Origin of the sequence: Mesorhizobium sp. GbtcB19 (assembly GCF_019091085.1) — a bacterium.
Lineage (GTDB): Bacteria > Pseudomonadota > Alphaproteobacteria > Rhizobiales > Rhizobiaceae > Mesorhizobium.
The window spans coordinates 164,265-186,525 of the sequence record NZ_JAGXJY010000009.1 but is presented as its reverse complement, the minus strand read 5'-3'; the positions used below and the strand labels follow the sequence as shown (position 1 = coordinate 186,525).

Sequence of the window (22,261 nt, the reverse complement as noted above, 5' to 3'; positions counted from 1 at the left end):
ACAGCACTTCAGGCTGGCTCTTCCAGTTCGGTCATCGCCTTGGCGCGGATGGTCATGGCATTGCCGCGCCAGTCGACCGCGCCGCCGAACCAGGCGCGCGCCCAGATGGCCGGCAGCATCGCGTCGCGCGTGAGCATCGCGGTGACGCTGCGCGGCGACAGGTACCAGCCTTTGGCGGAGGCCAGCAGGCATTCCGGCAAATAGGCGATCGCCAGCACGCACAAAGCCGTGCTGGGCAGGCTGACGCCGGCGCTTGCCGCGGCAAGCAGCGCCAGCAGCAGCGGCGCGGCGGCACCGGTCAGGATTTCGGGCGCGAAGAACAGCGGGAAGGTGACCCGGCGCAGCCGCGCCCAGCGCGCCTGGCGCGCCCAGATCTGGGCGAATGTGCGCAGGCCGAGCGGCTGCTCGAAAGGCGAGGCGACGAGATTGACGCGCAAGCCGAGGCTGTTGACCAGCTTGGTGGCGGCCGCGTCCTCGGCGCTCTCGGCGCCAAGCGCTTCAATGCCGCCATTGGCATCCAGCATCGGCTTGTTCCACAGCATGCTCTTGCCCTGGGCAAAGCCGAGGCCGAGCGCCTCGCCGGTATACTGCCAGCGCGCCTGCAGCGAGTTGAGGAAGGCGCATTCAACCTCAGCCCAGAAGCCGTCCGGCCGCGAGCCGATCGGCGTCGAGCAGACGAGGCCGGTGTCCGGGCGCCATGCCGCCATCAGCTGTTGGACATAATCCCTCGGCATCAGCACGTTGGAGTCGGCAAGGATGACCCAATCGTGCCGTGCCGCCTGCCAGCCCTTGGCGCAGTTGTTGAGCTTGGGATTGGCGCTGATGCGATCCTCGCCGACCAGAAGCCGCGCCGCAACCTTCGGATGGCGTGCGATCGCCGCTTTGACGAGATTGACCACCGGATCGTCGGCGTGCGCGACGCAGAAGATCAGCTCATAGCGCGGCCAGTCGAGCGAGAAGGCGCGCTGCAAGGTCTCTTGCGTGAACGGCTCGATGCCGCGCGACGGCACGATGATCGTGACCGGCGGCTGCGCACCGGCGGGCGGCGCAATGACATGACGCCGTTTCAGCCGCGACGCGGCGAGCAGGATGCTGGCGAGATTCGAGAGGAGAAGGGCTGACGAAGCCAAGCCGGCTGCGATAGTCAGTTCCATCGAGATCTGGTCACTCCTGCTAGAGTGTTTCACCGTTTCACGGAAACGGCGAACCACTCTACCTCTTTGTTTTGACGCAATTCCGGACGGAAAACCGCTCACACTTTTCCTGGAATTGCTCTTGGCCGCATGCGGCCGTTTCATCAGTCACAGAGCGCGCCCCGAGTCGGCCAGCACGGTTTGCGCACAGCAACATTGTCATGTGTCACTTAAATGACATTGTTATTCGGCACCTGCGCTTAAAGGCTGGCAGGCGGACTTCCGCTTTCGCGTAATAACCGCGGCGCGTGACAAATGTTTCCCTGCAGCGGCAACCGGAGTGGCCCATGTATCGCGCCGTGACGCGCAACATCGAAGTGCTAGTCAGACCCTTCTATCTGGAGGACCGATCCGATCCGTCCGAGAACCGCTATGTCTGGGGCTATCAGGTGACGATCGACAACCGCTCCGACGAATTCGTGCAGCTTTTGTCGCGCTACTGGCACATCACTGACGGCCGGGGCCGTGTCGAGGAGGTGCGCGGCGCCGGCGTCGTCGGCGACCAGCCGGAACTCAACCCCGGCGACAGCTATCAATACACTTCAGGCTGCCCGCTCTCGACGCCGTCGGGCATCATGGTCGGGCACTACACGATGCGGAATCGGCGGGGAGAGACGTTCGATATCGCCATCCCGGCTTTCTCGCTCGACATGCCGGGGACGAGGCGCACGGTGAATTAGCGAGAGGCACGCCAGTCGCCAATGTTGGCGCCGCCCCTCATCCGCCCTTCGGGCACCTTCTCCCCCGTGAAACGGGGAGAAGGAAAGGGCGTTACTCCGCCGCGAACTCGGCCGGATCGAAGTCGTATTGCGTCGAGCAGAACTCGCAGGCGACATGGATGCCGCCGTCCTCGGTCGAGTCCTTGATCTCCTCGGCCGAAAAGCCTCCGAGGATGCCGCGGATCTTGTCGCGCGAGCACGAGCACTGGTCGGCGACCGGCACGCCGCGGAACACGCGCACGCCGTGTTCGTGGAACAACCGGTAAAGCAGCCGCTCGGCACCGACAGTCGGATCGATCAGCTCGGTCGGCTCGATCGTGCCGAGCAGCGCCAGCAATTCCTGCCAGGAATTGTCGGCCGGCTGATGCGTAACGTCGCGCGGATCGCCGTCGCCGCCGGAAATGTCGGGCACGCGCATACGCTCCGGCGCTTGCGGCAGGAACTGCGCCAGGATGCCGCCGGCGCGCCACTGCTCGCGCGCGCCGCCCGGGCCGGGCGTGACCAGCTTGGCGACCGACATCTTAACCTCGGTCGGGATCTGCTCCGACTGCCGGAAATAGGTGCGCGCGGCATCCTCCAGCGAGGTGCCGTCGAGCTGGACGATGCCCTGGTAGCGTTGCGTATGCGCGCCCTGGTCGATGGTCAAAGCCAACACGCCATTGCCGAGCAGCGTCTGCTGCGAGGTCTCGCCGGAAGCGATCAGCGCCTGCAGCCGGTCCGGGTCGAAGCGCGCATAGGCGCGCAGCGCATGCGGCGTGCTGAAATCGGCCACCAGCATGTCGACCGGCCCGTCGGTGCGGGTCTGCAGGATGAACTTGCCCTCGAATTTCAGCGAGGTGCCGAGGAGCACGGTGAGCACGCAGGCTTCCGCCAAAAGGCGGGCGACCGGCTCGGGATAGTCGTGGCGGCTCAAAATGGCATCGAGCATCGGCCCGAGCTGCACGGTGCGGCCGCGCACGTCGAGCGGCGCGACCTCGTAAGGTACGACATGGTCGTCGCCGGCGAAGCCGAATTCACCGAGTTGGGGTTTATGCTCAGCCAAGGTCTGGGTTTCCAACATGACAAAACTCCGGGGCGCAGCCATGCAACCCTGTGAGCCGCATGCATCGAAGCGCGTTCAATTTACGTGATGGCCCGCAAATAGGCATCACATATCCCCGGATCAAGTCGACATATCCCCCGTATCGGTTTTGCCGGATCAGGCGCCCAGGCACCAGGCCAGCACCGCCTTCTGGGCGTGCAGCCGGTTCTCGGCCTCGTCGAAGACCACCGAATGCGGCCCGTCGATCACCTCGTCGGTGACCTCCTCGCCGCGATGCGCCGGCAGGCAGTGCATGAACAAGGCGTCGGACTTGGCCTTGGCCATCAGCGCCGCATTGACCTGATAGGGCAGGAAGACGTTGTGGCCCCGGGCGCGATGCTCCTGGCCCATCGAGACCCAGCTGTCGGTGACGACGCAATCGGCCTGGTCGACAGCCTCCTCGGCGGACCTCGAAAAGCGGACCTTGCCGCCATTGGCTTTCGACCAGTCGACATATTTCTCGAAAGGCTCGCTGCCTTCCGGCACCGCGACATTCAGGTTGAAACGAAACCGCGCCGAGGCTTCCAGCAGCGAATGCAGCACATTGTTGCCGTCGCCGGTCCAGGCAAAGGTCTTGCCGGCCACCGGACCGCGATGCTCCTCATAAGTCATGATGTCGGCCATGAGCTGGCAGGGATGCGTGTCGTCGGTCAGCCCGTTGATGACTGGAACGGTGGCGTTCTCGGTGAGCTCCAGCAGCCGGTCATGCGAGGTGGTGCGGATCATGATGGCGTCGACGTAACGCGACAGAACTTTTGCCGTATCGGCGATGGTCTCCGAGCGGCCGAGCTGCATTTCGGTGCCGGTCAGCATGATGGTCTCGCCGCCGAGCTGGCGCATGCCGACATCGAAGGACACGCGGGTGCGCGTCGAGGGCTTGTCGAAGATCATCGCCAGCACCTTGCCGTCGAGCGGTTTCGAACGCTCGCCTGCCTTGAGCCTGGTCTTTCGCGCCACCGCGTCGTCCAGCATGACGCGCAGGTCGTCCGCGGAAACGGCGGATAGATCGGTGAAGTGGCGAACACTCATCGGCAGGTTTCCAGAAATTATTTCGCGGCTTCGGCCGCAATCGCGTCGGTCAGGCCCTTGGCGCCGCCTCGGATGCGCTTCAGCGCCTCGCCGATCTCTTCATCGGTGACGGTGAGCGGCGGCAGGAGGCGGATGACGTTGTCGCCCGCCGGCACGGCAAGCAAATGCTGGTCGCGCAGCGCCATGTTCACCTTGGTGTTGGGCATGGCGCATTTCAGGCCGAGCATCAGGCCGGTTCCCCTGATATCCTCGATGACATCGGGAAATTCGTCCGCGACCGCCGCAAGGCCCTGTTTGAGGAGCAGCGCCTTGCGCTGCACGTCCTCGAGGAAACCGTCTTCCAGCACGACGTCGAGCACGGCGTTGCCGACCGCCATCGCCAGCGGATTGCCGCCGAAGGTGGTGCCATGCACGCCGGCGGTCATGCCGGTCGCAGCCTCGTCCGTGGCAAGGCAGGCGCCCATCGGAAAGCCGCCGCCGATGCCCTTGGCGATCGCCATCAGGTCGGGCGTGACGCCGGTCCATTCATGCGCGAACAGCTTGCCGGTGCGGCCGATGCCGCACTGGACCTCGTCGAAGATCAAAAGCAGGCCGTGCTGGTCGCAAAGCTGGCGCAGCCGCTTCAGCGATTGCGTCGGCACCGGGCGGATGCCGCCCTCGCCCTGCACCGGCTCGATCAGGATCGCGGCGGTCTCCGGCGTGATCGCCTTCTCGGCGGCGTCGATGTCGTCGAAAGCGACCTGGTCGAAACCCTCGACCTTCGGGCCGAAGCCTTCGAGATATTTGTACTGGCCGCCGGCGGCGATCGTCGCCAGCGTGCGGCCATGGAAAGCGCCCTCGAAGGTGATGATCCGGAAACGCTCGGGATGGCCCTTGACGAAGTGATAGCGCCTGGCCGTCTTGATGGCGCATTCCAGCGCCTCGGCGCCCGAATTGGTGAAGAACACCTTGTCGGCAAAGGTGGCGTCGGCCAGCCGCTCGCCCAGCCGGCGCTGTTCCGGGATCTCATAGAGGTTGGAGACGTGCCAGAGCTTGGCAGCCTGCTCGGTGAGCGCCGCGACCAGATGCGGATGGCTGTGGCCCAGCGAATTCACCGCGATGCCGCCGGCGAAGTCGAGATATCGTTCGCCCTTGTCGGTGACCAGCCAGGTCCCTTCCCCTCGATCGAAAGCCAGGGGTGCGCGAGCAAAGGTCTCGTAAAGCGCCGAACCGCTCATTATATGCGTCTCCGGTACCGGAAATCAAAAAAGCCGCCAATGCGGCGGCCTTTGCGGCTTATCATGTTTTTCGGCCATGAAGTCAACGAAAACGTCACGCAGAAGCGCGTGGCAACCCTCCGACGCCACGCCGGCTCATCAGTGTTCAGGCAAGTTGGGGAAAACCGTAAAAACCGAATCGGTGTTGCCTTTGGGACTCTTGTCACCGAGTCAGCGCATAAGGTAATTGTAGTCGAGAAATAACTATATTTCGTGCGGCGGACCTAAATCACCCGGTACATGTGGTGTCGTTTGCCCGGCGAGAGCCGGCTCGGGGAAGGATTCTGGCTGCCGCACGCATTAGCAGGAGCGCGGTCTCATGAACTGGACTGACGAGCGGGTAGAACTTCTCAGGAAATTGTGGTCGGAGGGTCTGAGTGCAAGCCAGATTGCCGCACAGCTCGGCGGAGTGAGCCGCAACGCCGTCATCGGCAAGGTGCATCGCCTGAAGCTGTCGGGCCGCGGTCGCGCGACAGCCGCCCCGGCACGCCAGAAGAAAGTGGCGCAAGGCGCCTCGATGCAGAAATCGGTGACCCGCGCGGCGAGCGCGACGCGCCATGTGACGGCGACCATCGGCGCCACCGCGCTGCAGGTGCAGTTCGACGCCGAGCCGGTGGCGCGCCACTATATCCGCCCGGTCGAGAACGTGGTCGTGCCGATTTCGCGCAACCTGCAGCTGGTCGAGCTCACCGAGCGCACCTGCAAATGGCCGAACGGCGATCCCCTGTCGGAAGATTTCAGCTTCTGCGGCAACGACGCCGCCGAGACGGGACCGTACTGCAAGTATCATTCCCGTGTCGCATTCCAGCCGGCGGCGGAACGGCGCAGGGCAAGATGAATTAAGGGAATAGGGGAATAGGGCAGTAAGGGAGTAGGGGAAAAGAGCGCTTCATGCGCGACGTTTCGCCAGCCTAGCACTCCCGTATTACCCTACTCCCTTACTGCCCTACTCCCCTATTCCCTTATTCCCTTACCTTCACAGCCACCCATTCTTCTTGAACCGCCAGTACAGGAACGCGCAGATCAGCGCGATCGCCGCTAGCACTGTCGGATAGCCGTATTCCATCTTCAGTTCCGGCATGTCGGAAAAGTTCATGCCGTAGATGCCGGCGAAGGCCGTAGGCACAGCCAGGATGGCGGCCCATGAGGCTAGTTTCTTGGAGATGGCGGTTTCCTGGCTCTGGCCGACCAGCAGGCTGGCTTCGAAGGCGAAGGCCAGAACCTCGCGCAGGGAGTCGATCTTTTCCTGCACGGTGCGGATGTGATCGGTCACGTCGCGAAACAGCGGATGCATGGCGGCATGGATCTGCGGCAGCTCGGCGCTGGTCAACCGGCGGCAGACCTCGACCAGCGGCAGCGCCGCATTGCGCAGCCGCAGCAGGTCGCGGCGCAGCATGTAGAGCCGCTCGATATCGGAACCGGTCATCGGCTTCAAAAGCACCTTGTCCTCGATCGCCTCGACCTCGTCCTCGATCTGCTCCAGCACCGGCATGTAATTGTCGACGATGAAGTCGAGGATGGCGTAGAGGACGAAATCCTCGCCCTTGGCCAGCGAATGCGGGCAGCTTTCCCAGTGCTGGCGCACGGCGGCGTAGGAGGTCGACGGGCCGTGGCGGACGCTGACGATGTAGCCGGTGCCGACGAACAGATGCGTCTCGCCGAAAGTGACGCGGCCGTCGATCAATTGCGCGGTGCGCGCGACGATGAAGAGGGCATCGCCATATTGCTCGATCTTGGGGCGCGCATGCGGATGCTCGGCATCCTCGATGGCCAGGTCGTGCAGGTGGAATTGTGCCTGCACCCTGAGGAGAAGGTTGCGATCGGGCTCGAGCAGGCCGATCCAGACGACATGGCCGGGTTTTGCCGCCCATTCGCCGGCCTGTTCGATCGCGATATCGGCGACCCGCTTGCCGCTGGAATAGACGCTTGAGGCGATGATGCCCGATGTCGGCTGCGGCGCTGGAGTCAGGTTTCGAACTTGTTCCATCGCAAACCTCCCGAGACTGCGACTGACAAATCGTTGTGCCGGGAAGAGCTTAGCCTAAATTAGAAAACCGTTCGAGAGGCGCCCGTTCACTTAGCCGGGATCAGTCCTGGAAGCACGATCTGGTCGGTCTTGTCGCCCTTCGGCCGGTCGGCGGGCATCTGATCGCCGGTGACGATGTAATAGATGGTCTCGGCGATGTTGGTCGCGTGGTCACCAATCCGCTCGATGTTCTTGGCGCAGAACAAGAGATGCGTGCAGGGCGTGATGTTGCGCGGATCTTCCATCATATAGGTCAAAAGCTCGCGGAACAGCGAGGTGTACATGGCGTCGATCTGGTCGTCGCGGTCGCGCACGAAGCCGATCCTCTCAACCGAGCGCGAGGCATAGACGTCCAGCACTTCCTTGAGCTGCGTCAGCGCCAGGTCGGCAAGGGCCTCCAGGCCGCGGAACAGGCTGTTCGGCTGGCGGCCGTCGACGGCAGCCACGCGCTTGGCGACGTTCTTGCCGAGGTCGCCGACGCGCTCGATATCGGCCGAGATGCGGATGGCGCCGACGATCTCGCGAAGATCCGTCGCCATCGGCTGGCGCCTGGCAATGATGATGATGGCCTTGTCGTCGATCTCGCGCTGTCCCTCGTCGAGCACCAGATCGTCCTGGATGACCTTCTGCGCGAGGCCATGGTCGAGATTGACCAGGGCCGCGACCGCCTGTTCGACCATGCGCTCGGCATGGCCGCCCATCGCGGCGATGCGCTTGGACAGGAATTTCAGTTCTTCATCATAGGCACTGGCGATATGGACGGACTGCATGGACATGCCTTCCCGGTTTTGTACCGGCTGGTGCGTTCCCTCAATCTGTCGCTGATACGCGAACCGCATGACAGAAAGAAGAAAATCCCGGTTGGCAACCGGTACACGATCAGCGAGCCGGCAAATGAACCGTGAACGCCGCGCCCTTGCCGACTTCCGACTTGATCGACAATCTTGCGTTATGACGTGTCAATATATGCTTGACGATCGAAAGGCCAAGCCCGGTGCCTTTCTGGGTGCGGCTGTTTTCGACATCGACGCGGTAAAAACGCTCGGTAATGCGCGGAATGTGCTCTTCGGCAATGCCCGGGCCGTAGTCCCTGATGGTGACGTCGAAGCCCGGTTGCTGGGCGTCCTCGGCGGCTACAATCGATACGGTGACATGCCCGCCTGATTGGCCGTATTTACAGGCATTTTCCAGGAGATTCTCGAAGACCTGGAACAGCTCGTCGCGGTCGCCGGGCACGACCAGCCACCCGCTGGCGAACTCCCGGTCGATGACGAGGCCGTTCTCCGCGGCCAGCGGTCCGAGCGAATCGATCACGCTGTCGATCGTCTGGCGAAGATCGACTTCCGTGCCCGGCTTCAGATAGGGTTTCATCTCCAGCCGCGACAGCGAGAGCAGATCGTCGATCAGGCGGGCCATGCGGCCGGTCTGGTTCTGCATGATCTGCAGGAACTGGTCGCGCGCCGCCGGATCGTTGCGGGCCGGGCCGCGCAGCGTCTCGATGAAGCCTGCTATCGAGGCAAGCGGAGTGCGCAGCTCATGACTGGCATTGGCGATGAAATCGGCCCGCATGCGATCGATGCGGCGCGTCTCGCTCTGATCCTTGAACACCAGCACGTAGAGGCCGGTGGCGTGGCCGACCGTGGACGCGCTGACCCGATATGTCCGTTCCACGGGCAGCTTTTCGGTGTAGTCGACCGCATCGGCGGCGACCTTCCCCGACAGGATGCCGTCCAGCAAGGCCTGCATTTCCGGCGCGCGAAACTTCAACGCCAGCGACATGCCCGGCGCCAGCCCGCCGAAGGCGGCGAAGGCGGCGGCGTTGGCGTGAACCATGGCGGCGGAATGGTCGAAGATGATCAGCGGATCGGCGACCGCGGCCGCCAGATACTCGCCGGAGAGCCGCTGCAGCCCGCCGGCCTCGATCGCGGCAGCCGCATCGGCCGACTGACGCTCGGCATCGGCGGGCAGCATCGCCGCGGCCGCCAACAGAGCCAACGCCGGCACCAGCACATAGATTGAAGCGCCAGCGAGGAAATAAACCGCGAGGACCGCAACGATGCCGGCGGCAAGCAGCCAGCGGTTGCGCCAAAGCCGCGCCACCAGGGCTTGCCTCCTGCTCTCTTGCTCCGCGCCCGTCTCTGCCATAGGCCCGCGCCACCCCGCATCCCGTCGACCGGTCAGCGGCTCGCTGGACCGGCCTGGCGCATGGGCTTCTCGAAAATCAGGATCGATTTTCGCGAAACTTCATGCGCAAAATCAAAATGCTACGGCGTCTCAGCATCCAAATGGGCGCTACGCCGCCAAGGCTCCATAGCATGAGTCCGCAAACTGGAAAGGTTCGTCTGGATGAAAAAAGCCAAGGAAACGGCAGAAGCGGTGCCGGCCACGGAACCGATCAAGATCAAGATCGGCGGCAAGGAACGCGCGTTCGACATCGACAATCCGGTGCTGCCGGACTGGATCGAGGACAACAAGCTGACTGCCGGCGGCTATCCCTACGACAAGAAGATGAAGGGAGAGGAGTACGAACCGGAGCTCGAGCGGCTGCAGATCGAACTGGTCAAGGCGCAGGCCTGGCTGCAGGCGACCGGCAAGCGGGTGATGGCGCTGTTCGAGGGCAGAGACGCCGCCGGCAAGGGCGGCACGATCTTCGTGCTGCGGCAATACATGAACCCGCGCACGGCGCGCAACGTCGCGCTGACCAAGCCGACGCCGACCGAGGCCGGGCAATGGTATTACCAGCGCTATGTCGACCATTTCCCGACGTCGGGCGAATTCGTCACCTTCGACCGCTCCTGGTACAACCGCGCCGGTGTCGAGCCGGTCATGGGGTTCTGCACGCCCGAGCAGCACGAGAAATTCCTCGACGAGACGCCGCATTTCGAGCGGATGATCTCCAATGAAGGCATCCATTTCTTCAAATTCTGGCTGAACATCGGCCGCGAGACGCAGCTTGAACGCTTCCACGACCGCCGCTGGTCGCCGCTGAAGAACTGGAAGTTCTCGCCCATCGATATCGCCGGCGTCAGCAAATGGGACGACTACACCAAGGCGCGCGACCAGATGATCGAACGCACGCACAAGGAGTTCTCGCCCTGGATCATCGTGCGCGCCAACGACAAGCGCCGCGCCCGGCTGGCGGTGATCCAGCGCATCCTTCTATCGCTGCCCTATGACGGCCGCGACCTCGACGCCATCGGCAAAGCCGACAAGAAGATCATCGGCGAAGGGCCGGATTTCCTGAAGGATTGATGCAGGTCGTTCAAAAGAGCGCAGCGGTTTCGGCGAACGACATACGTCAGAACGTTACAGCGCCGCGCGGCTTTAAGCTCGCGCGGCGCTGAGACTTTCATGCCTGTCAGGCGGCCAGGCGGGCGATCCGCTGCAGCCGCTTCAGCGTCGTGTCATCCTGAAGCGCCTGCTGGAACAGCGTGATCTCGTGGTCGATGCGGTCGCACAACACGTCCGTATCGCCCTTGAGCAGGCTGCGCGTCTGCAGCAATGCCGCCACCGGCTTCTTGGCGAGATGTTTGGCCCTCGCCAGTGTCGCTTCCTCGGCGCTGCCTTGCGTCACGATCTCGCCGACCAGGCCAAGCGCCTTGGCATCCTCGACGCCGAGCGTGTCGCCCAGGCAAAAGAAGCGGAAAGCCCCGGCATAGCCGAGCTTCTGGGGCGCCAGAATGCTGGTCGCCGCGTCCGGCACCAGGCCGAAATCGACGAACGGCACCCTGAAGGTGCTGCCCTTGGAAGCGATCACCATGTCGCAATGGAACAGTATGGTGCAGCCGACGCCGACGGCATCGCCGTCGACACAGGCAAGCACCGGCTTGGGGAAGGTCGCCAACATGCGGAACATGTCGGTGACGGCGGCGATCAGCTCTCGGTGCTTGGTGGCGTCGAGGAATTCCGAGAAGTCGCCGCCGAGGCAGAAGCAGCCGGCAAGGCCACGCAGCATGACGACGCGGACCTCGTCATTGACCGCCGCCTCGTGCAAGGTCCTGGCAAGGCTCGCATAAGCGTGCCGGTCGAGCACCGGCCTTCCGTCATGCGAGGACACGGTGACGACCAGCGTGTGGCCGCGCAGTTCCGGTTCGGGATGGAAGCTCATGACCGCCTCCCTCACGAAGCCTGCTTCAGGCCGAGCAGGCCGGGATAGCCCCGGTTCAGCACCGGCAGGAAGTGGTTGCGGCGGGCTCGCACGATATCGAGCGTATGCTCGGTGAAGGTGAGCAGCGTCGCCACGACCTGCTGGTTGCCATAGGTGCGCTGATAGCCGAGCGGCTTTGCCAGGAAGTGCAGTTGTAGCGCCCGCAGCACCCACATCGGCTCGAACTCGATGATGACCTGGTTGACGTTGCGCTTGAGGCCCCATTCGACGAAGCCGGCGATCAGCTCGGTGCCGACCGTCGAGACGCCGCGCTTGCCGTCGCGAAAGCCCGGGGCCACCGCGTAGCGGGTCAGCTCCCAGACATTCGGTCCCGAGGGGGACGGCCCCTCGCAGAGGTCCGACAACACGTCGGTCAGAAGATGCGGCCGAGTGGTCGGCAGCATGCGCTGGTAGCCTGCCAGTTCACCGTTGCGGATGACGAGGTGATGTTCGGCCTCGTCATGGTCGAACTGGTCGATCTCGAGCTGGTCCGGACGATCGAGATCGGTCCATCCCATCTCCTCGACGAAGATCTTGTAGCGCAGGCGGTGGACAGCCTCCCAGAGGTCGGGGCGTTCCATCAATTCCTGAGTGGTAAGGGCAAAAAGCATTAGCCGTCTCCTAGGCTTAAGAGGAAGATACGGCCGTGATGTCCCTTAAAATATTGCGCGAACGCGCAGGCAAGAATTTCTAGGTCGGCACGGCCGACCTAGCTAATATAGCCGCGCCTAATGGCCTCTGCGACTGCCTGCACCCGATTGGCTGCACCCAGTTTGCTCTTGGCGTTAAGAAGATGTTTCTCGGAAGTGTGTTCCGAGATGCCTAAAATTTGAGATATCTCCCATTCGGACTTGCCGACGGCCGCCCATTGCAGGCATTCCCGCTCACGCGCCGTCAATTCTATGTGATCGATGATGGTCTCGGCCTTGGTGTGCAACTGCATGGCACGGCCGATCGCGTAGGTCGACGCCAGCGAGACCATTCCGAATTCCGTATCGGACAGATCGACGGACTCGCCGCCCAGCGAGACCATGACGATCTGGCCATCGAGCGTGACCAGCGGGAACGCCAGGCCGTCGCGCAGCTTGAACTCGCGCGCGTCGCCCATGACTTCGTCGCTGCTCTTGTCGATCACGGCATTTTTGGAAGCATCACGCCATTGGAACGGCGCCTGCAGCTGCTTCATGTGGCTGACGACCGGATCGTGGTCGACATAGTTGCGCGCCACGTAGCGCTCCAGCCAATCGCCGGGCCAATCGCAAAGCATCACGTGCTGCTTCTGCCGGCCACGCGGCGTGCCCGGCTGCGGCACGGTTCCCGCCATCAGGGCGGTCAGGCCGAAATTCGAGGTGATGCCAAGCAGCCGCTCGCAAACCGCGGCCGCGGTGCCGGCATTCTGCAGCTGGTCTATATATTCCAGAGTTCTGTCAAACAGGCCCATCGCAACATCTACCCCATGTTGCTTCTGCTTTTTCGTTACCGACGCTAGATGCCCGAACCGCCCTTCGCCATCAACCCCCCGATCGCAATCTCCCCCGCAAAGCCGGTAGCTTCCCCCTTCCGGCGCGCGCGAGGTTATTTGCAAACGCGCTAAACCATACGCCTAATTTGGTCGCTTGAAATCAAAAACCGTTGTGCCTGCCCCATTTTCATACGAAAAGCCTTCGAACGGGGGCGGGCGCGGAGCCATATCGTGATCTTGCGGTGGATATTTCTGGCGCTGATGTCCGTGCTGGGCGGCGCATTGCCGTGTGCCGGCGCGACTCAGGCAGCGGAGCCGCAGGTGCCGGTGCTATGGGACGCCAAGGAGCGGCTGCCGAAACCCGATTTGTCGGCGCTGCCGCGGCTGAGATTCCTCACCACCACCGATTTTCCGCCCTTCAACTTCCTCGACGGCTCGGGCCGCCTGTCAGGTTTCCACATCGATCTGGCGCGGGCGATCTGCGCGGAATTGGGCGTCGTCGAGAAATGCCAGGTCCAGGCCCTGCCGTGGAACGAACTGGAGGATGCTCTCCAGAAAGGCGAAGGCGAGGCGATCATTGCCGGCATCGCCGCGACACCGGAGAGCCGCGAGAAATACACCTTTTCGCGCTCCTATTTGCAGTTCCCGGCGCGGTTCATCATGCCGAAGGCGAAGGCCTTCGCCGAGCCGATCCTCGACAAGTTGCGCAGCAAGCGGGTCGGAGTCGTCGCCGGCTCGGCGCACGAGAAAATGCTGCGCGACTATTTCAAGACCGTGCAGGTCGTGACCTTCGATACACCGGAAACCCTCTACGCCGATCTCAAAGCCGGCAAGGTTGACGCCGCCTTCGGCGACGGCATGCGCTTTGCCTTCTGGCTGGGCGGCTCCGACGCGGCCGGCTGCTGCCGCTTTGCCGGCGGTCCGTATCTGGCGCCGGAATATCTGGGCTCGGGCATGGCGATCGCCACCCGCAAGAGCGACACCGCGCTTGCCGCCGCCTTCGACTACGCGCTGCAGGAAATCTCGATCAAAGGCACCTTTGCCGAGTTCTATCTGCGCTATTTCCCTGTGAGTTTCTTTTGAAGCAAGGCCTGCGGCTCAGGGTTTGTTGAGATTCAGGTCAGGACGAGTCGAGAATGGCGGGTTCTGAGAACCGGAGCGGAGCGTACTTTTGGGTACGTGAGCACCGGAAGCGCAAGAAGCCGCCATTCGCAGGCCGGCCTCACCTGAATATCGACAAACCCTAAGTCAGCGTGCGCAGGCGCGCCTTGGCCGCACGCGCGATCGCGGCGACCGTAAGCGTATCGAGATCAAGCTTCAGGCGGATGAGCTGCAGGACGCGGACCTCCTCCATGCGCATTTCGAGGTCCACAGCGGCGACTTCGAAGGCAGCGGCGTAGGCGGTATCGCGCAGCCGCTCCGGCAAAGCTTCGGCAACGCGCGCCAGCACACCTTCCAGCCCATCCTTCTCATGCAGCGCCTTCTGGCAGGCCTGCGCCACCTGAATCAGCCTGTCCTGGTTGAAATCGACGAAGATCGGCCAGGAGCGGACGACGTCACCGATCCGCGCCAGCTCGACATCGGTCATGTCGCGGTCGGAAGCCGAGGTGATGACCATCAGGTGGATCAGGGCTTCGTGCGTCGTCAGCAAAGGCATTCAAAACTCCTAGAGGCGTGCACGTCATTCTCCCAAAACCGCAATCCACTTTGGGTGACGTGCACTGGAAAGCGAGGCTCGAACGTAGGAGCGCGATTGTGGCGCCGCAAGGAAAACCGCCGCAAATCGTTGACGCTCCGGCCTGTCGCGCCTAGAGACCGGTCAACAAATCTTATCCGCCGCAAGACGGCCTTGACTGGAACTTTGACATGACGGGATCAAACATCATCGATCTCACGCCCGAGATGCTTGCGGCGGCGGCCGAGAGCAAGGCCTGGCCGTTCGAGGAAGCCAAGAAAATCATCGCCCGCTACAAGGGCAAAGACTTTCCCGAGACCGTCCTGTTCGAGACCGGCTACGGCCCGTCCGGCCTGCCGCATATCGGCACCTTCGGCGAGGTGGCGCGCACCACCATGGTGCGGCATGCCTTCCGGGTGCTGACCGGAGACAAGGTCAAGACCAAGCTTTTGTGCTTCTCCGACGACATGGACGGCATGCGCAAGATCCCGGAGAACGTGCCGGACCGCGCGGCGCTCGAGCCGTATCTGCATATGCCGCTGACCTCGGTGCCCAATCCGTTCGGCGGCGACTATGCAAGCTTTGCCGACCACAACAACGCGATGCTGTGCCGCTTCCTCGACACGTTCGGCTTCGACTACGAGTTCGCCAGCGCGACGCAGTACTACAAGGCCGGCCGCTTCGACGAGATACTGCTGCGCGCCGCCGAGCGCTACGACGAGATCATGGGCGTGATGCTGCCGACGCTCGGGCCGGAGCGTCAGGCGACCTACAGCCCGTTCCTGCCGATCTCGCCGAAGAGCGGCCGCGTGCTCTACGTGCCGATGAGCCGAGTCGACGCCAAGGCCGGCACCGTCACCTTCGACGACGAAGGCACCGAAACCACGCTTCCGGTCACCGGCGGCCATGTGAAGCTGCAGTGGAAGCCGGATTTCGGCATGCGCTGGGCGGCGCTCGGCGTCGATTTCGAGATGTTCGGCAAGGATCACCAGACCAACGCGGCGATCTACGACCGCATCTGCAACATCCTCGGCGGGCGCGCGCCGGAGCATTTTGTGTACGAACTGTTCCTCGACGAGGAAGGCCAGAAGATCTCGAAGTCGAAGGGCAACGGGCTCACCATCGACGAATGGCTGACCTATGCGCCGACCGAGAGCCTCAGTCTCTATATGTACCAGCGGCCGCGGCAGGCGAAGAAGCTCTATTTCGACGTCATCCCGAAGGCGGTGGACGAGTATTACGCTTTCCTCGGCGCCTATCCGCGTCAGGACTGGAAGGAGCGGCTCGGCAATCCCGTATGGCACATGCATGACGGCAATCCGCCGGCCATCGACCTGCCGGTGCCGTTTGCGCTGCTCCTCAACCTGGTGAGCGCCTCCAACGCGCATGACAAGTCGGTGCTGTGGGGCTTCATCTCGCGCCACGCGCCGGGCGTGACGCCGAAGACGCATCGCGAACTCGACCGGCTGACCGGCTACGCGATCCGCTACTTCGACGACTTCGTGAAGCCGACCAAGGTTTTCCGTGCCGCCGACGAGGTGGAGCGCGAGGCGCTGGCGAAGCTCTCCGAGGCGCTCGGGGCGCTGCCGCAAGGCGCCGATGGCGAAGCGATCCAGAACGCCGCGCTCAACGTCGCGCGCAAGATCGAGCGCTACCAGGACCACTCCAAGCAGAGCCCGGAGGGCGGGCCCGGCGTGTCGGTCGCCTTCTTCCAGATGATCTACCAGGTGCTGATCGGCCAGGAACGCGGCCCGCGCTTCGGCTCGTTCGCGGCACTTTACGGCATTGCCGAGACGCGCGCGCTCATTGAGCGGGCGCTGGCTGGCCAGCTGGCGGCGTAGCGGCCTGATCGACTGGCGGCGTAACGGCGCCGTCGTTGGCCGGCAGGATGGAATCCGGCGCAACCGGCGCCGATTCCGCCGCGGCCGGCAGCGCCGGCAGACCGCCAAGGTTCGGCGCCGGCCCGAAAATTCCCTTCTTCGCGGTACGCGCCTTGTTCTCGGTCTCGACATAGGGGCCGCCTTGCGCGGCGCGCGCCCAGCCATTCTCCACCAGCCACTGGCCGACGTCCTGGTTGCCGATATGGCAGTCGGCGGAAATGGTGTCGCGCCCGCCTTCGGGCGGCAGCGTGCAAGCGACGGCGCGGCCGCGCAGGAAGGAGCGGAACGCCGTCCGCGCATGCGCGCCGCAAGCCCAGTCCTTGCCCGCGTCGCTGCAGGTTTCGTCGGCTTTGACGACGTCGACGCCGGTGATGGCGACGGCGAAACCCTTTGCCTCGATCAGCCCGGCGGCCGTGGCGACCGGCTGGAAAAGCTTGGTGCCGTTCCAGTCGCCCGGCATCTTCACCTTCGGCGGCTTGGGCGGCCCGGCAAGCGCCAGATCGCTGAGCGGCGCACGTGGTTCGACCCGTTCGAGCTCGTTGTCCGAGAGCGCAGGCGGCGCCACCACGTCGGGATCGATGGGCCTCGAATGAACAACGGGCTTCTGAGGCTGCGGCGCGGCGGGCGCGGGAATGGACGAGGTTGCCGGCTCCTGCGGTGGAGCATCGGCGCCGGAAGCGGAAAGCGTGCCGCCGCCGGCGATGGGGAGCGTATCTGCAATGGGATCGATCTGATCGACGGCAACGACGCTTTCGTGACCCTTGACCGTGCGTCCACCGGCGGCAACGAGAGCCGCCATCACCGGAATTGCCAGAACCGCCAAGGCTGTTTGGAGAAGCCGCACCAGCCCGGCCCTACTGGCTCGCCCAGACGATGCGCGCCACCCACTCGATATCGCGCGCCGGGATATCGCGATCGGGGTGAGCGGGGTTGAGCGACACCAGCACGATCGATTTCACCGTCTGGCGGTCGAGCACCTTGGCCATGACCTCGCCGGCGGTGGTCTTGACCACGACACGGTCGCCTTTGCGCGTCGGCGCGCCCGGTTCGACGATCAGCACGTCGCCATTGCGGTATAGCGGCAGCATGGAATCGCCCTGCACCTGCAGCGCATAGGACGTCTCGGTCGCCCGCGCCGGAAGCTCGACCAGATCCCAGCCCTGCCCCGCCGGATAGCCGGCGTCGTCGAAGAAGCCGCCGGCGCCGGCCTGGGCGAAGCCGAGCAAAGGCACGGCGCTGCGCTGCTGGGCGATGGAAATGCCGGCGCGCCCCTCGACCAGCCCGGTGAATTCCTCGAGCGAAGCGCCGGTGGCCTCGATGATCTTGGCCAGCGATTCGGTCGAGGGCCAGCGCGGCCGGCCGTCGGACGACAGGCGCTTCGACTTGTTGAAGGCCGTCGAATCGAGGCCCGCGCGCCGGGCAAGGCCGGAAGCCGACAGCGAATAGCGCTCGGCAAGGGCGTCGATTGCGGCCCATACGCGGTCGTGTGAGAGCAATGCCGCGCTCCTTCAAACAGGAAAAAATGCCTCTACCTGTCTAGCGCGCGGTCACGGCCTTGTCCACCGGCACAGCCGGCGGATCGTTAAGAATGCCTCATGGCTCGAACGCAGCGCCTAACCGGGCTTTGGGCAGACCCTTCTTGAGTTCCTCGGCATTCATGACCGACACGAACTCCACGGCGGCATTGTCACGCGCGCCTGCTGCAAAAAGGCGGACGCCGGCTCGATCCCCAAAGCGTGATCGAATCCGATTGGCCCGCGGGGTGCGCCTGCCCGATCAGGCCGCCTTGGCCTGCTCGCGCAGATTCCTGTGCGAGGCCATGAACGCCCGCTCGGCCTCGGTCGGCGGGCGCGGTTTGGCGGAATGGCCGAGCGCGGCGACGACCTCGTCGATGTCCAGGAAGCGGCGACCGCCACGGTCATAGACGCCGCCGGTGGTCAGGATCAACGCCGCCGTCTCGCCGCCATCGAGGACGAAACGGTGCCGGCCGATGACGGACGTGCCTTCCCAGGTTTCGATCGACGACACCACCTCGAAGCGCCGCCATAGTTTGATCTCGCGCACATAGGCGACCTGCAGGCCGCCGATCATCGGCGCCCAGCCGCTCTTGCGCGCCAGCGCGATGAGGCCGACGCGCAGGAAGATGTCGATGCGGCCGAGGTCGGCCAGCATCATGTAGCGCGCATTGTTGAGATGCAGGTTGAAATCGATGTCGGTCGGCAGGCAGCGAAAGGCCAGCCGGCTCTCATCGCCGACAACATAAGGGCCACGGCTGGACGCCGTGGCCATTGTGCGGGCCATTCGCCCCCAGACATACATGGTCGGGTTTCGTCAGGCCGCTTCTCTGACCTCGCCCTTCTGGTAGGGGTCGAAGCGCTGGTAGAAGGTCTCGCCCTTCTCGGCCATGTCGAGCAGAAGCTTCGGCGCCTTGAACTCGGCGCCATATTTCTTCTGCAGGCCCTTGGCGATCTTGACGAAACGCTTGGCGCCGATGCCGTCGATATAGGACAAAGCACCTCCGGTGAAGGGCGCGAAACCGAAGGCCAGGATCGAGCCGACATCCGCCTCGCGCGGATCGGTTACGATGCCCTCTTCCATCACCCGTACCGCTTCCAGCGCGATGGTCACGAGCAGGCGTTCCTTCAGCTCCTCATAGTCGACCTTGTCGGGGTTGAGCTGCGGATAGAGGTCCTTCAGGCCCGGCCACAGCTTCTTCTTCGCGGGCTTGGCCGGATAATCGTAGAAGCCTTTGCCGTTCTTGCGGCCGAAGCGGCCATGCGTGTCGACCATGGTGTTGATCAACGCCATCTGCTTGGGATCGACGGCCTTCTCGCCGAGATCCCTGATGGTCTGCTTCATGATCTTCTGGGCAAGATCGACGGCTGTCTCGTCGGTCAGCGCCAGCGGGCCGACCGGCATACCGGCGGCCTTGGCGGCGTTCTCGATCATCGGCGCTGGAACGCCTTCGATCAGCATCTTGTAGGCTTCCGACATGTAGCGCAGCACGCAGCGATTGACGTAGAAGCCGCGCGTGTCGTTGACGACGATCGGCGTCTTCTTGATCGCGCGCACGAAGTCGAACGCGACGGCCAAAGCCTTGTCGCCCGTCTTCTTGCCGAGGATGATCTCGACCAGCATCATCTTGTCGACCGGCGAGAAGAAGTGGATGCCGATGAAGTTCTTCGGCCGCGTCGAGTTCTTCGCCAGGGCGGTGATCGGGATCGTGGAGGTGTTCGACGCGAAGATCGCCGACGACTTCAGCACCGCCTCGGCCTTCTCGGTGGCGTCCTTCTTGACGGCTGAATCCTCGAAGACCGCCTCGACGACCAGATCGCAGCCGGCAAGGTCGGCATAGTCGGCCGTCGGCGTGATCAGCGACAAGAGCTTGTCCTTGTCTTCCGGCTTGGCGCGGCCCTTCTTGACCTGGTCGGCCATCAGGCTGTCGGAATTCGCCTTGCCCTTCTCGGCCGACGGCAGATCGCGGTCGAGCAGCACCACCGGAATGCCGGCGCGAGCCGTAACGTAAGCGATGCCGGCGCCCATGAAACCGGCGCCGAGAATGCCGATCTTCTTGAACTTGGTGTCCGGCACGCCGGCGGGGCGGCGCGCGCCCTTGTTCAACTCCTGCAGCGACAGGAACAGCGAGCGGATCATGGCCGCCGCTTCTTTCGACTGCATGATCTCGGTGAAATAGCGCTGCTCTATCCTGAGCGCCGTGTCGAAGGGCACCAGCAGGCCTTCATAGACGCATTTCAGGATCGCGGCCGCCGCTGGATAGTTGCCATAGGTCTCGCGGCGCAGGATGGCGATGGCCGGGGGCCAGAGATTGGCGCCGGCGGCCGAATAGATCGGGCCGCCGGGCAGCTTGAAGCCCTTCTCGTCCCAGGGCGCCACCGGCTTCAAACCGTTTTTGATCATCGCCTTGGCGGTCTCGACAAGCTTCGAAGGCTCGGCGATCTCGTGGATCAGGCCCATCTGCTTCGCCTTCTGCGGCGAAAGGTTCTGGCCGGTGGTCAGCATCTGCAGCGCCTGCTGCTGATCGGTCAGCCGCGGCACGCGCTGGGTGCCGCCGGCGCCCGGGAAAATGCCGATCTTCACTTCGGGGAGCGCCATCTTGACCTTGTCGCTGTCGGCGGCGACGCGGCCATGGCATGCGAGCGACATCTCGAAGGCGCCGCCCATGCAGGTGCCGTTGATCGCCGACACAAACGGCTTGCCGCAGGTCTCGATCTTGCGGAACAGGCCGGTCATGTAGCCCGCATTCTCGAACAGCGTCTTGGTCGCCTTATCGAGATCCTTCTCCTTGTCGACGGCGAAGGTGGCGAGCATCTTCTGCAGCATGGTGATGTCGGCGCCGCCGGAGAAAGAGTCCTTGCCGGAGGTGATGACCGCGCCCTCGATGGCAGCATCGCCGGCCACCTTATCGACGATGGCGTTCAACTCGCGCATCACCTCTTCGGTGAAGACGTTCATCGAACGGTCCGGCATGTTCCAGGTGATCAGCGCAACGCCGTCGGCTTCCACGTCGAGGGTGAAATTGGTGTAGCTCATCTCTTATCTCCCCGTCAGACGCGTTCGATGATGGTGGCGGTGCCCATGCCGGCGCCGATGCAGAGCGTGACCAGCGCGGTGTTGAGGTCGCGGCGCTCCAGCTCGTCCAGCACCGTGCCCAGGATCATCGCACCGGTGGCGCCGAGCGGATGGCCCATGGCGATCGCGCCGCCATTGACGTTGATCTTGTCGTGCGGGATCTCGAAGGCCTGCATGTAGCGCAGCACGACGGAAGCGAAGGCCTCGTTGAGCTCGAACAGGTCGATGTCCGACAGCTTCATCTTGGCGCGCTTCAGGAGCTTCTCGGTGACGTCGACCGGGCCGGTCAGCATCAGCACCGGCTCGGAGCCGATATTGGCGAAGGCGCGGATGCGCGCGCGCGGCTTCAGGCCCATCGCCTTGCCGGCCTTCTTGGAGCCAAGCAGCACGGCGGCGGCGCCATCGACGATGCCCGACGAATTGCCGGCATGGTGGACGTGGTTGACCTCCTCGACTTCCGGATGCTTCTGCACCGCAACCGCGTCGAAGCCGCCCATCTCGCCGGGCATGACGAAGGACGGATTGAGCGAAGCCAGCGACTGCATGTCGGTCGAAGGCCGCATGTGCTCGTCATGGTCGAGGATGGTAAGGCCGTTCTGGTCCTTGATCGGGATGACCGAATTCTTGAAGCGGCCTTCGCTCCAGGATTTTGCAGCACGCTTCTGGCTCTCGACGGCATAGGCGTCGACGTCGTCGCGGGAAAAGCCGTATTTGGTGGCAATCAGGTCGGCCGAGATGCCCTGCGGCACGAACCAGCCGGGCAGGCCGACGGACGGATCCATGAACCAGGCGCCGCCGGACATGCCCATGCCGACGCGCGACATCGATTCCACGCCGCCGGCGATGACGATCTCGTCCGCCCCTTGCGCGATCTTGGCGGCGCCGAAATTGATGGCGTCGAGGCCCGAGGCGCAGAAGCGCGAGATCTGCATGCCCGGCGCCTTGTTGTCGTAACCGGCCTCGAAGGCGGCGGCGCGCGGGATGACGGAGCCCGCCTCGCCGACCGGGTCGACGCAGCCGAAGATGATGTCGTCGACAGTGCCGGTGTCCAGCCCGTTGCGGTCGCGCAGCGCCTCCAGCGTCCTGGCGGCGAGCCGCACCGCCGGCACCTCGTGCAGCGAGCCATCCTTCTTGCCCTTGCCGCGCGGCGTGCGCACGGCGTCATAGACGTAAGCTTCTGCCATTTTAGTGCTCCCTGGCTTT

General features: G+C 63.9%; 21 protein-coding genes. 5 read left to right on the top strand and 16 right to left on the bottom strand.

Annotated features, from left to right (window positions below):
• Positions 1 to 8: 8 nt before the first annotated feature.
• Positions 9 to 1,154: a ceramide glucosyltransferase gene (locus KVT37_RS17590; protein WP_217575286.1), complete on the bottom strand. Its 1,146-nt coding sequence runs from the start codon at positions 1,152 to 1,154 to the stop codon at positions 9 to 11.
• Between the two features lie 326 nt (positions 1,155 to 1,480).
• Between KVT37_RS17590 and apaG the strand changes: the two genes are divergently transcribed.
• Positions 1,481 to 1,873, top strand: coding sequence for a Co2+/Mg2+ efflux protein ApaG (gene apaG / locus KVT37_RS17585; RefSeq protein WP_217575284.1), 393 nt, complete (start codon positions 1,481 to 1,483; stop codon positions 1,871 to 1,873).
• 91 nt (positions 1,874 to 1,964) lie between these two features.
• Here apaG and KVT37_RS17580 read toward each other — a convergent pair whose 3' ends face one another.
• From KVT37_RS17580 to KVT37_RS17570, 3 genes are all read right to left on the bottom strand, one after another.
• On the bottom strand, positions 1,965 to 2,996 hold the full coding sequence (locus KVT37_RS17580) for an Hsp33 family molecular chaperone (protein ID WP_217575281.1): 1,032 nt from the start codon (positions 2,994 to 2,996) through the stop codon (positions 1,965 to 1,967).
• 114 nt (positions 2,997 to 3,110) lie between these two features.
• Positions 3,111 to 4,022 (bottom strand): ornithine carbamoyltransferase, encoded by a 912-nt coding sequence (gene argF / locus KVT37_RS17575; RefSeq protein WP_217575279.1) that lies wholly within the window; start codon positions 4,020 to 4,022, stop codon positions 3,111 to 3,113.
• 17 nt (positions 4,023 to 4,039) lie between these two features.
• Positions 4,040 to 5,239, bottom strand: a complete 1,200-nt coding sequence (locus tag KVT37_RS17570; protein WP_217575277.1) for an aspartate aminotransferase family protein — start codon at positions 5,237 to 5,239, stop codon at positions 4,040 to 4,042.
• 358 nt (positions 5,240 to 5,597) lie between these two features.
• Here KVT37_RS17570 and KVT37_RS17565 point away from each other — a divergent pair, with 358 nt between their 5' ends.
• Positions 5,598 to 6,116 (top strand): GcrA family cell cycle regulator, encoded by a 519-nt coding sequence (locus KVT37_RS17565; protein ID WP_217575275.1) that lies wholly within the window; start codon positions 5,598 to 5,600, stop codon positions 6,114 to 6,116.
• A 138-nt stretch (positions 6,117 to 6,254) separates the two neighbouring features.
• Here the strand turns inward: KVT37_RS17565 and KVT37_RS17560 are convergent, their stop codons facing one another.
• From KVT37_RS17560 to KVT37_RS17550, 3 genes are all read right to left on the bottom strand, one after another.
• Positions 6,255 to 7,265, bottom strand: coding sequence for a magnesium and cobalt transport protein CorA (locus KVT37_RS17560; protein WP_217575273.1), 1,011 nt, complete (start codon positions 7,263 to 7,265; stop codon positions 6,255 to 6,257).
• Between the two features lie 86 nt (positions 7,266 to 7,351).
• Positions 7,352 to 8,074, bottom strand: coding sequence for a phosphate signaling complex protein PhoU (gene phoU / locus KVT37_RS17555; protein ID WP_217575271.1), 723 nt, complete (start codon positions 8,072 to 8,074; stop codon positions 7,352 to 7,354).
• A gap of 109 nt (positions 8,075 to 8,183) precedes the next feature.
• Positions 8,184 to 9,449, bottom strand: coding sequence for an ATP-binding protein (locus KVT37_RS17550; protein ID WP_217575269.1), 1,266 nt, complete (start codon positions 9,447 to 9,449; stop codon positions 8,184 to 8,186).
• Between the two features lie 201 nt (positions 9,450 to 9,650).
• Here KVT37_RS17550 and ppk2 point away from each other — a divergent pair, with 201 nt between their 5' ends.
• Positions 9,651 to 10,556 carry a polyphosphate kinase 2 gene (gene ppk2 / locus KVT37_RS17545; RefSeq protein WP_217575267.1) on the top strand — a complete coding sequence of 302 codons (906 nt, stop codon included), beginning with the start codon at positions 9,651 to 9,653 and terminating at the stop codon, positions 10,554 to 10,556.
• Positions 10,557 to 10,662: 106 nt separating this feature from the next.
• Here the strand turns inward: ppk2 and KVT37_RS17540 are convergent, their stop codons facing one another.
• The 3 genes from KVT37_RS17540 to KVT37_RS17530 all read right to left on the bottom strand — a co-directional run bounded on the left by KVT37_RS17540 (position 10,663) and on the right by KVT37_RS17530 (position 12,892).
• Complete coding sequence (locus KVT37_RS17540) at positions 10,663 to 11,412, bottom strand: enoyl-CoA hydratase-related protein (protein WP_217575265.1); 750 nt, start codon at positions 11,410 to 11,412, stop codon at positions 10,663 to 10,665.
• Positions 11,413 to 11,423: 11 nt separating this feature from the next.
• Positions 11,424 to 12,062, bottom strand: coding sequence for an acyl-homoserine-lactone synthase (locus KVT37_RS17535; RefSeq protein ID WP_217575263.1), 639 nt, complete (start codon positions 12,060 to 12,062; stop codon positions 11,424 to 11,426).
• A gap of 98 nt (positions 12,063 to 12,160) precedes the next feature.
• Positions 12,161 to 12,892 carry a LuxR family transcriptional regulator gene (locus KVT37_RS17530; RefSeq protein WP_217575412.1) on the bottom strand — a complete coding sequence of 244 codons (732 nt, stop codon included), beginning with the start codon at positions 12,890 to 12,892 and terminating at the stop codon, positions 12,161 to 12,163.
• A 282-nt stretch (positions 12,893 to 13,174) separates the two neighbouring features.
• On the opposite strand from KVT37_RS17530, the gene KVT37_RS17525 reads away from it, so the two are divergent.
• Positions 13,175 to 13,996 carry a transporter substrate-binding domain-containing protein gene (locus tag KVT37_RS17525; protein ID WP_217575410.1) on the top strand — a complete coding sequence of 274 codons (822 nt, stop codon included), beginning with the start codon at positions 13,175 to 13,177 and terminating at the stop codon, positions 13,994 to 13,996.
• A gap of 160 nt (positions 13,997 to 14,156) precedes the next feature.
• On the opposite strand, the gene KVT37_RS17520 is transcribed toward KVT37_RS17525, so the two are convergent.
• Positions 14,157 to 14,570: a tellurite resistance TerB family protein gene (locus tag KVT37_RS17520; protein ID WP_217575261.1), complete on the bottom strand. Its 414-nt coding sequence runs from the start codon at positions 14,568 to 14,570 to the stop codon at positions 14,157 to 14,159.
• Positions 14,571 to 14,779: 209 nt separating this feature from the next.
• On the opposite strand from KVT37_RS17520, the gene KVT37_RS17515 reads away from it, so the two are divergent.
• Positions 14,780 to 16,429 carry a lysine--tRNA ligase gene (locus KVT37_RS17515; protein ID WP_217575259.1) on the top strand — a complete coding sequence of 550 codons (1,650 nt, stop codon included), beginning with the start codon at positions 14,780 to 14,782 and terminating at the stop codon, positions 16,427 to 16,429.
• Here KVT37_RS17515 and KVT37_RS17510 read toward each other — a convergent pair.
• From KVT37_RS17510 to KVT37_RS17490, 5 genes are all read right to left on the bottom strand, one after another.
• Complete coding sequence (locus KVT37_RS17510; RefSeq protein ID WP_368860635.1) at positions 16,392 to 17,312, bottom strand: thermonuclease family protein; 921 nt, start codon at positions 17,310 to 17,312, stop codon at positions 16,392 to 16,394. The genes KVT37_RS17515 and KVT37_RS17510 overlap by 38 nt on opposite strands.
• 10 nt (positions 17,313 to 17,322) lie before the next feature.
• Positions 17,323 to 17,964 carry a helix-turn-helix transcriptional regulator gene (locus KVT37_RS17505; protein ID WP_217575255.1) on the bottom strand — a complete coding sequence of 214 codons (642 nt, stop codon included), beginning with the start codon at positions 17,962 to 17,964 and terminating at the stop codon, positions 17,323 to 17,325.
• A 280-nt stretch (positions 17,965 to 18,244) separates the two neighbouring features.
• Positions 18,245 to 18,787 carry a thioesterase family protein gene (locus tag KVT37_RS17500; RefSeq protein ID WP_217575254.1) on the bottom strand — a complete coding sequence of 181 codons (543 nt, stop codon included), beginning with the start codon at positions 18,785 to 18,787 and terminating at the stop codon, positions 18,245 to 18,247.
• A gap of 12 nt (positions 18,788 to 18,799) precedes the next feature.
• Positions 18,800 to 21,019, bottom strand: a complete 2,220-nt coding sequence (locus KVT37_RS17495) for a 3-hydroxyacyl-CoA dehydrogenase NAD-binding domain-containing protein (RefSeq protein WP_217575252.1) — start codon at positions 21,017 to 21,019, stop codon at positions 18,800 to 18,802.
• 14 nt (positions 21,020 to 21,033) lie between these two features.
• Positions 21,034 to 22,242 carry an acetyl-CoA C-acetyltransferase gene (locus KVT37_RS17490; protein WP_217575250.1) on the bottom strand — a complete coding sequence of 403 codons (1,209 nt, stop codon included), beginning with the start codon at positions 22,240 to 22,242 and terminating at the stop codon, positions 21,034 to 21,036.
• Between the last annotated feature and the right edge of the window lie 19 nt (positions 22,243 to 22,261).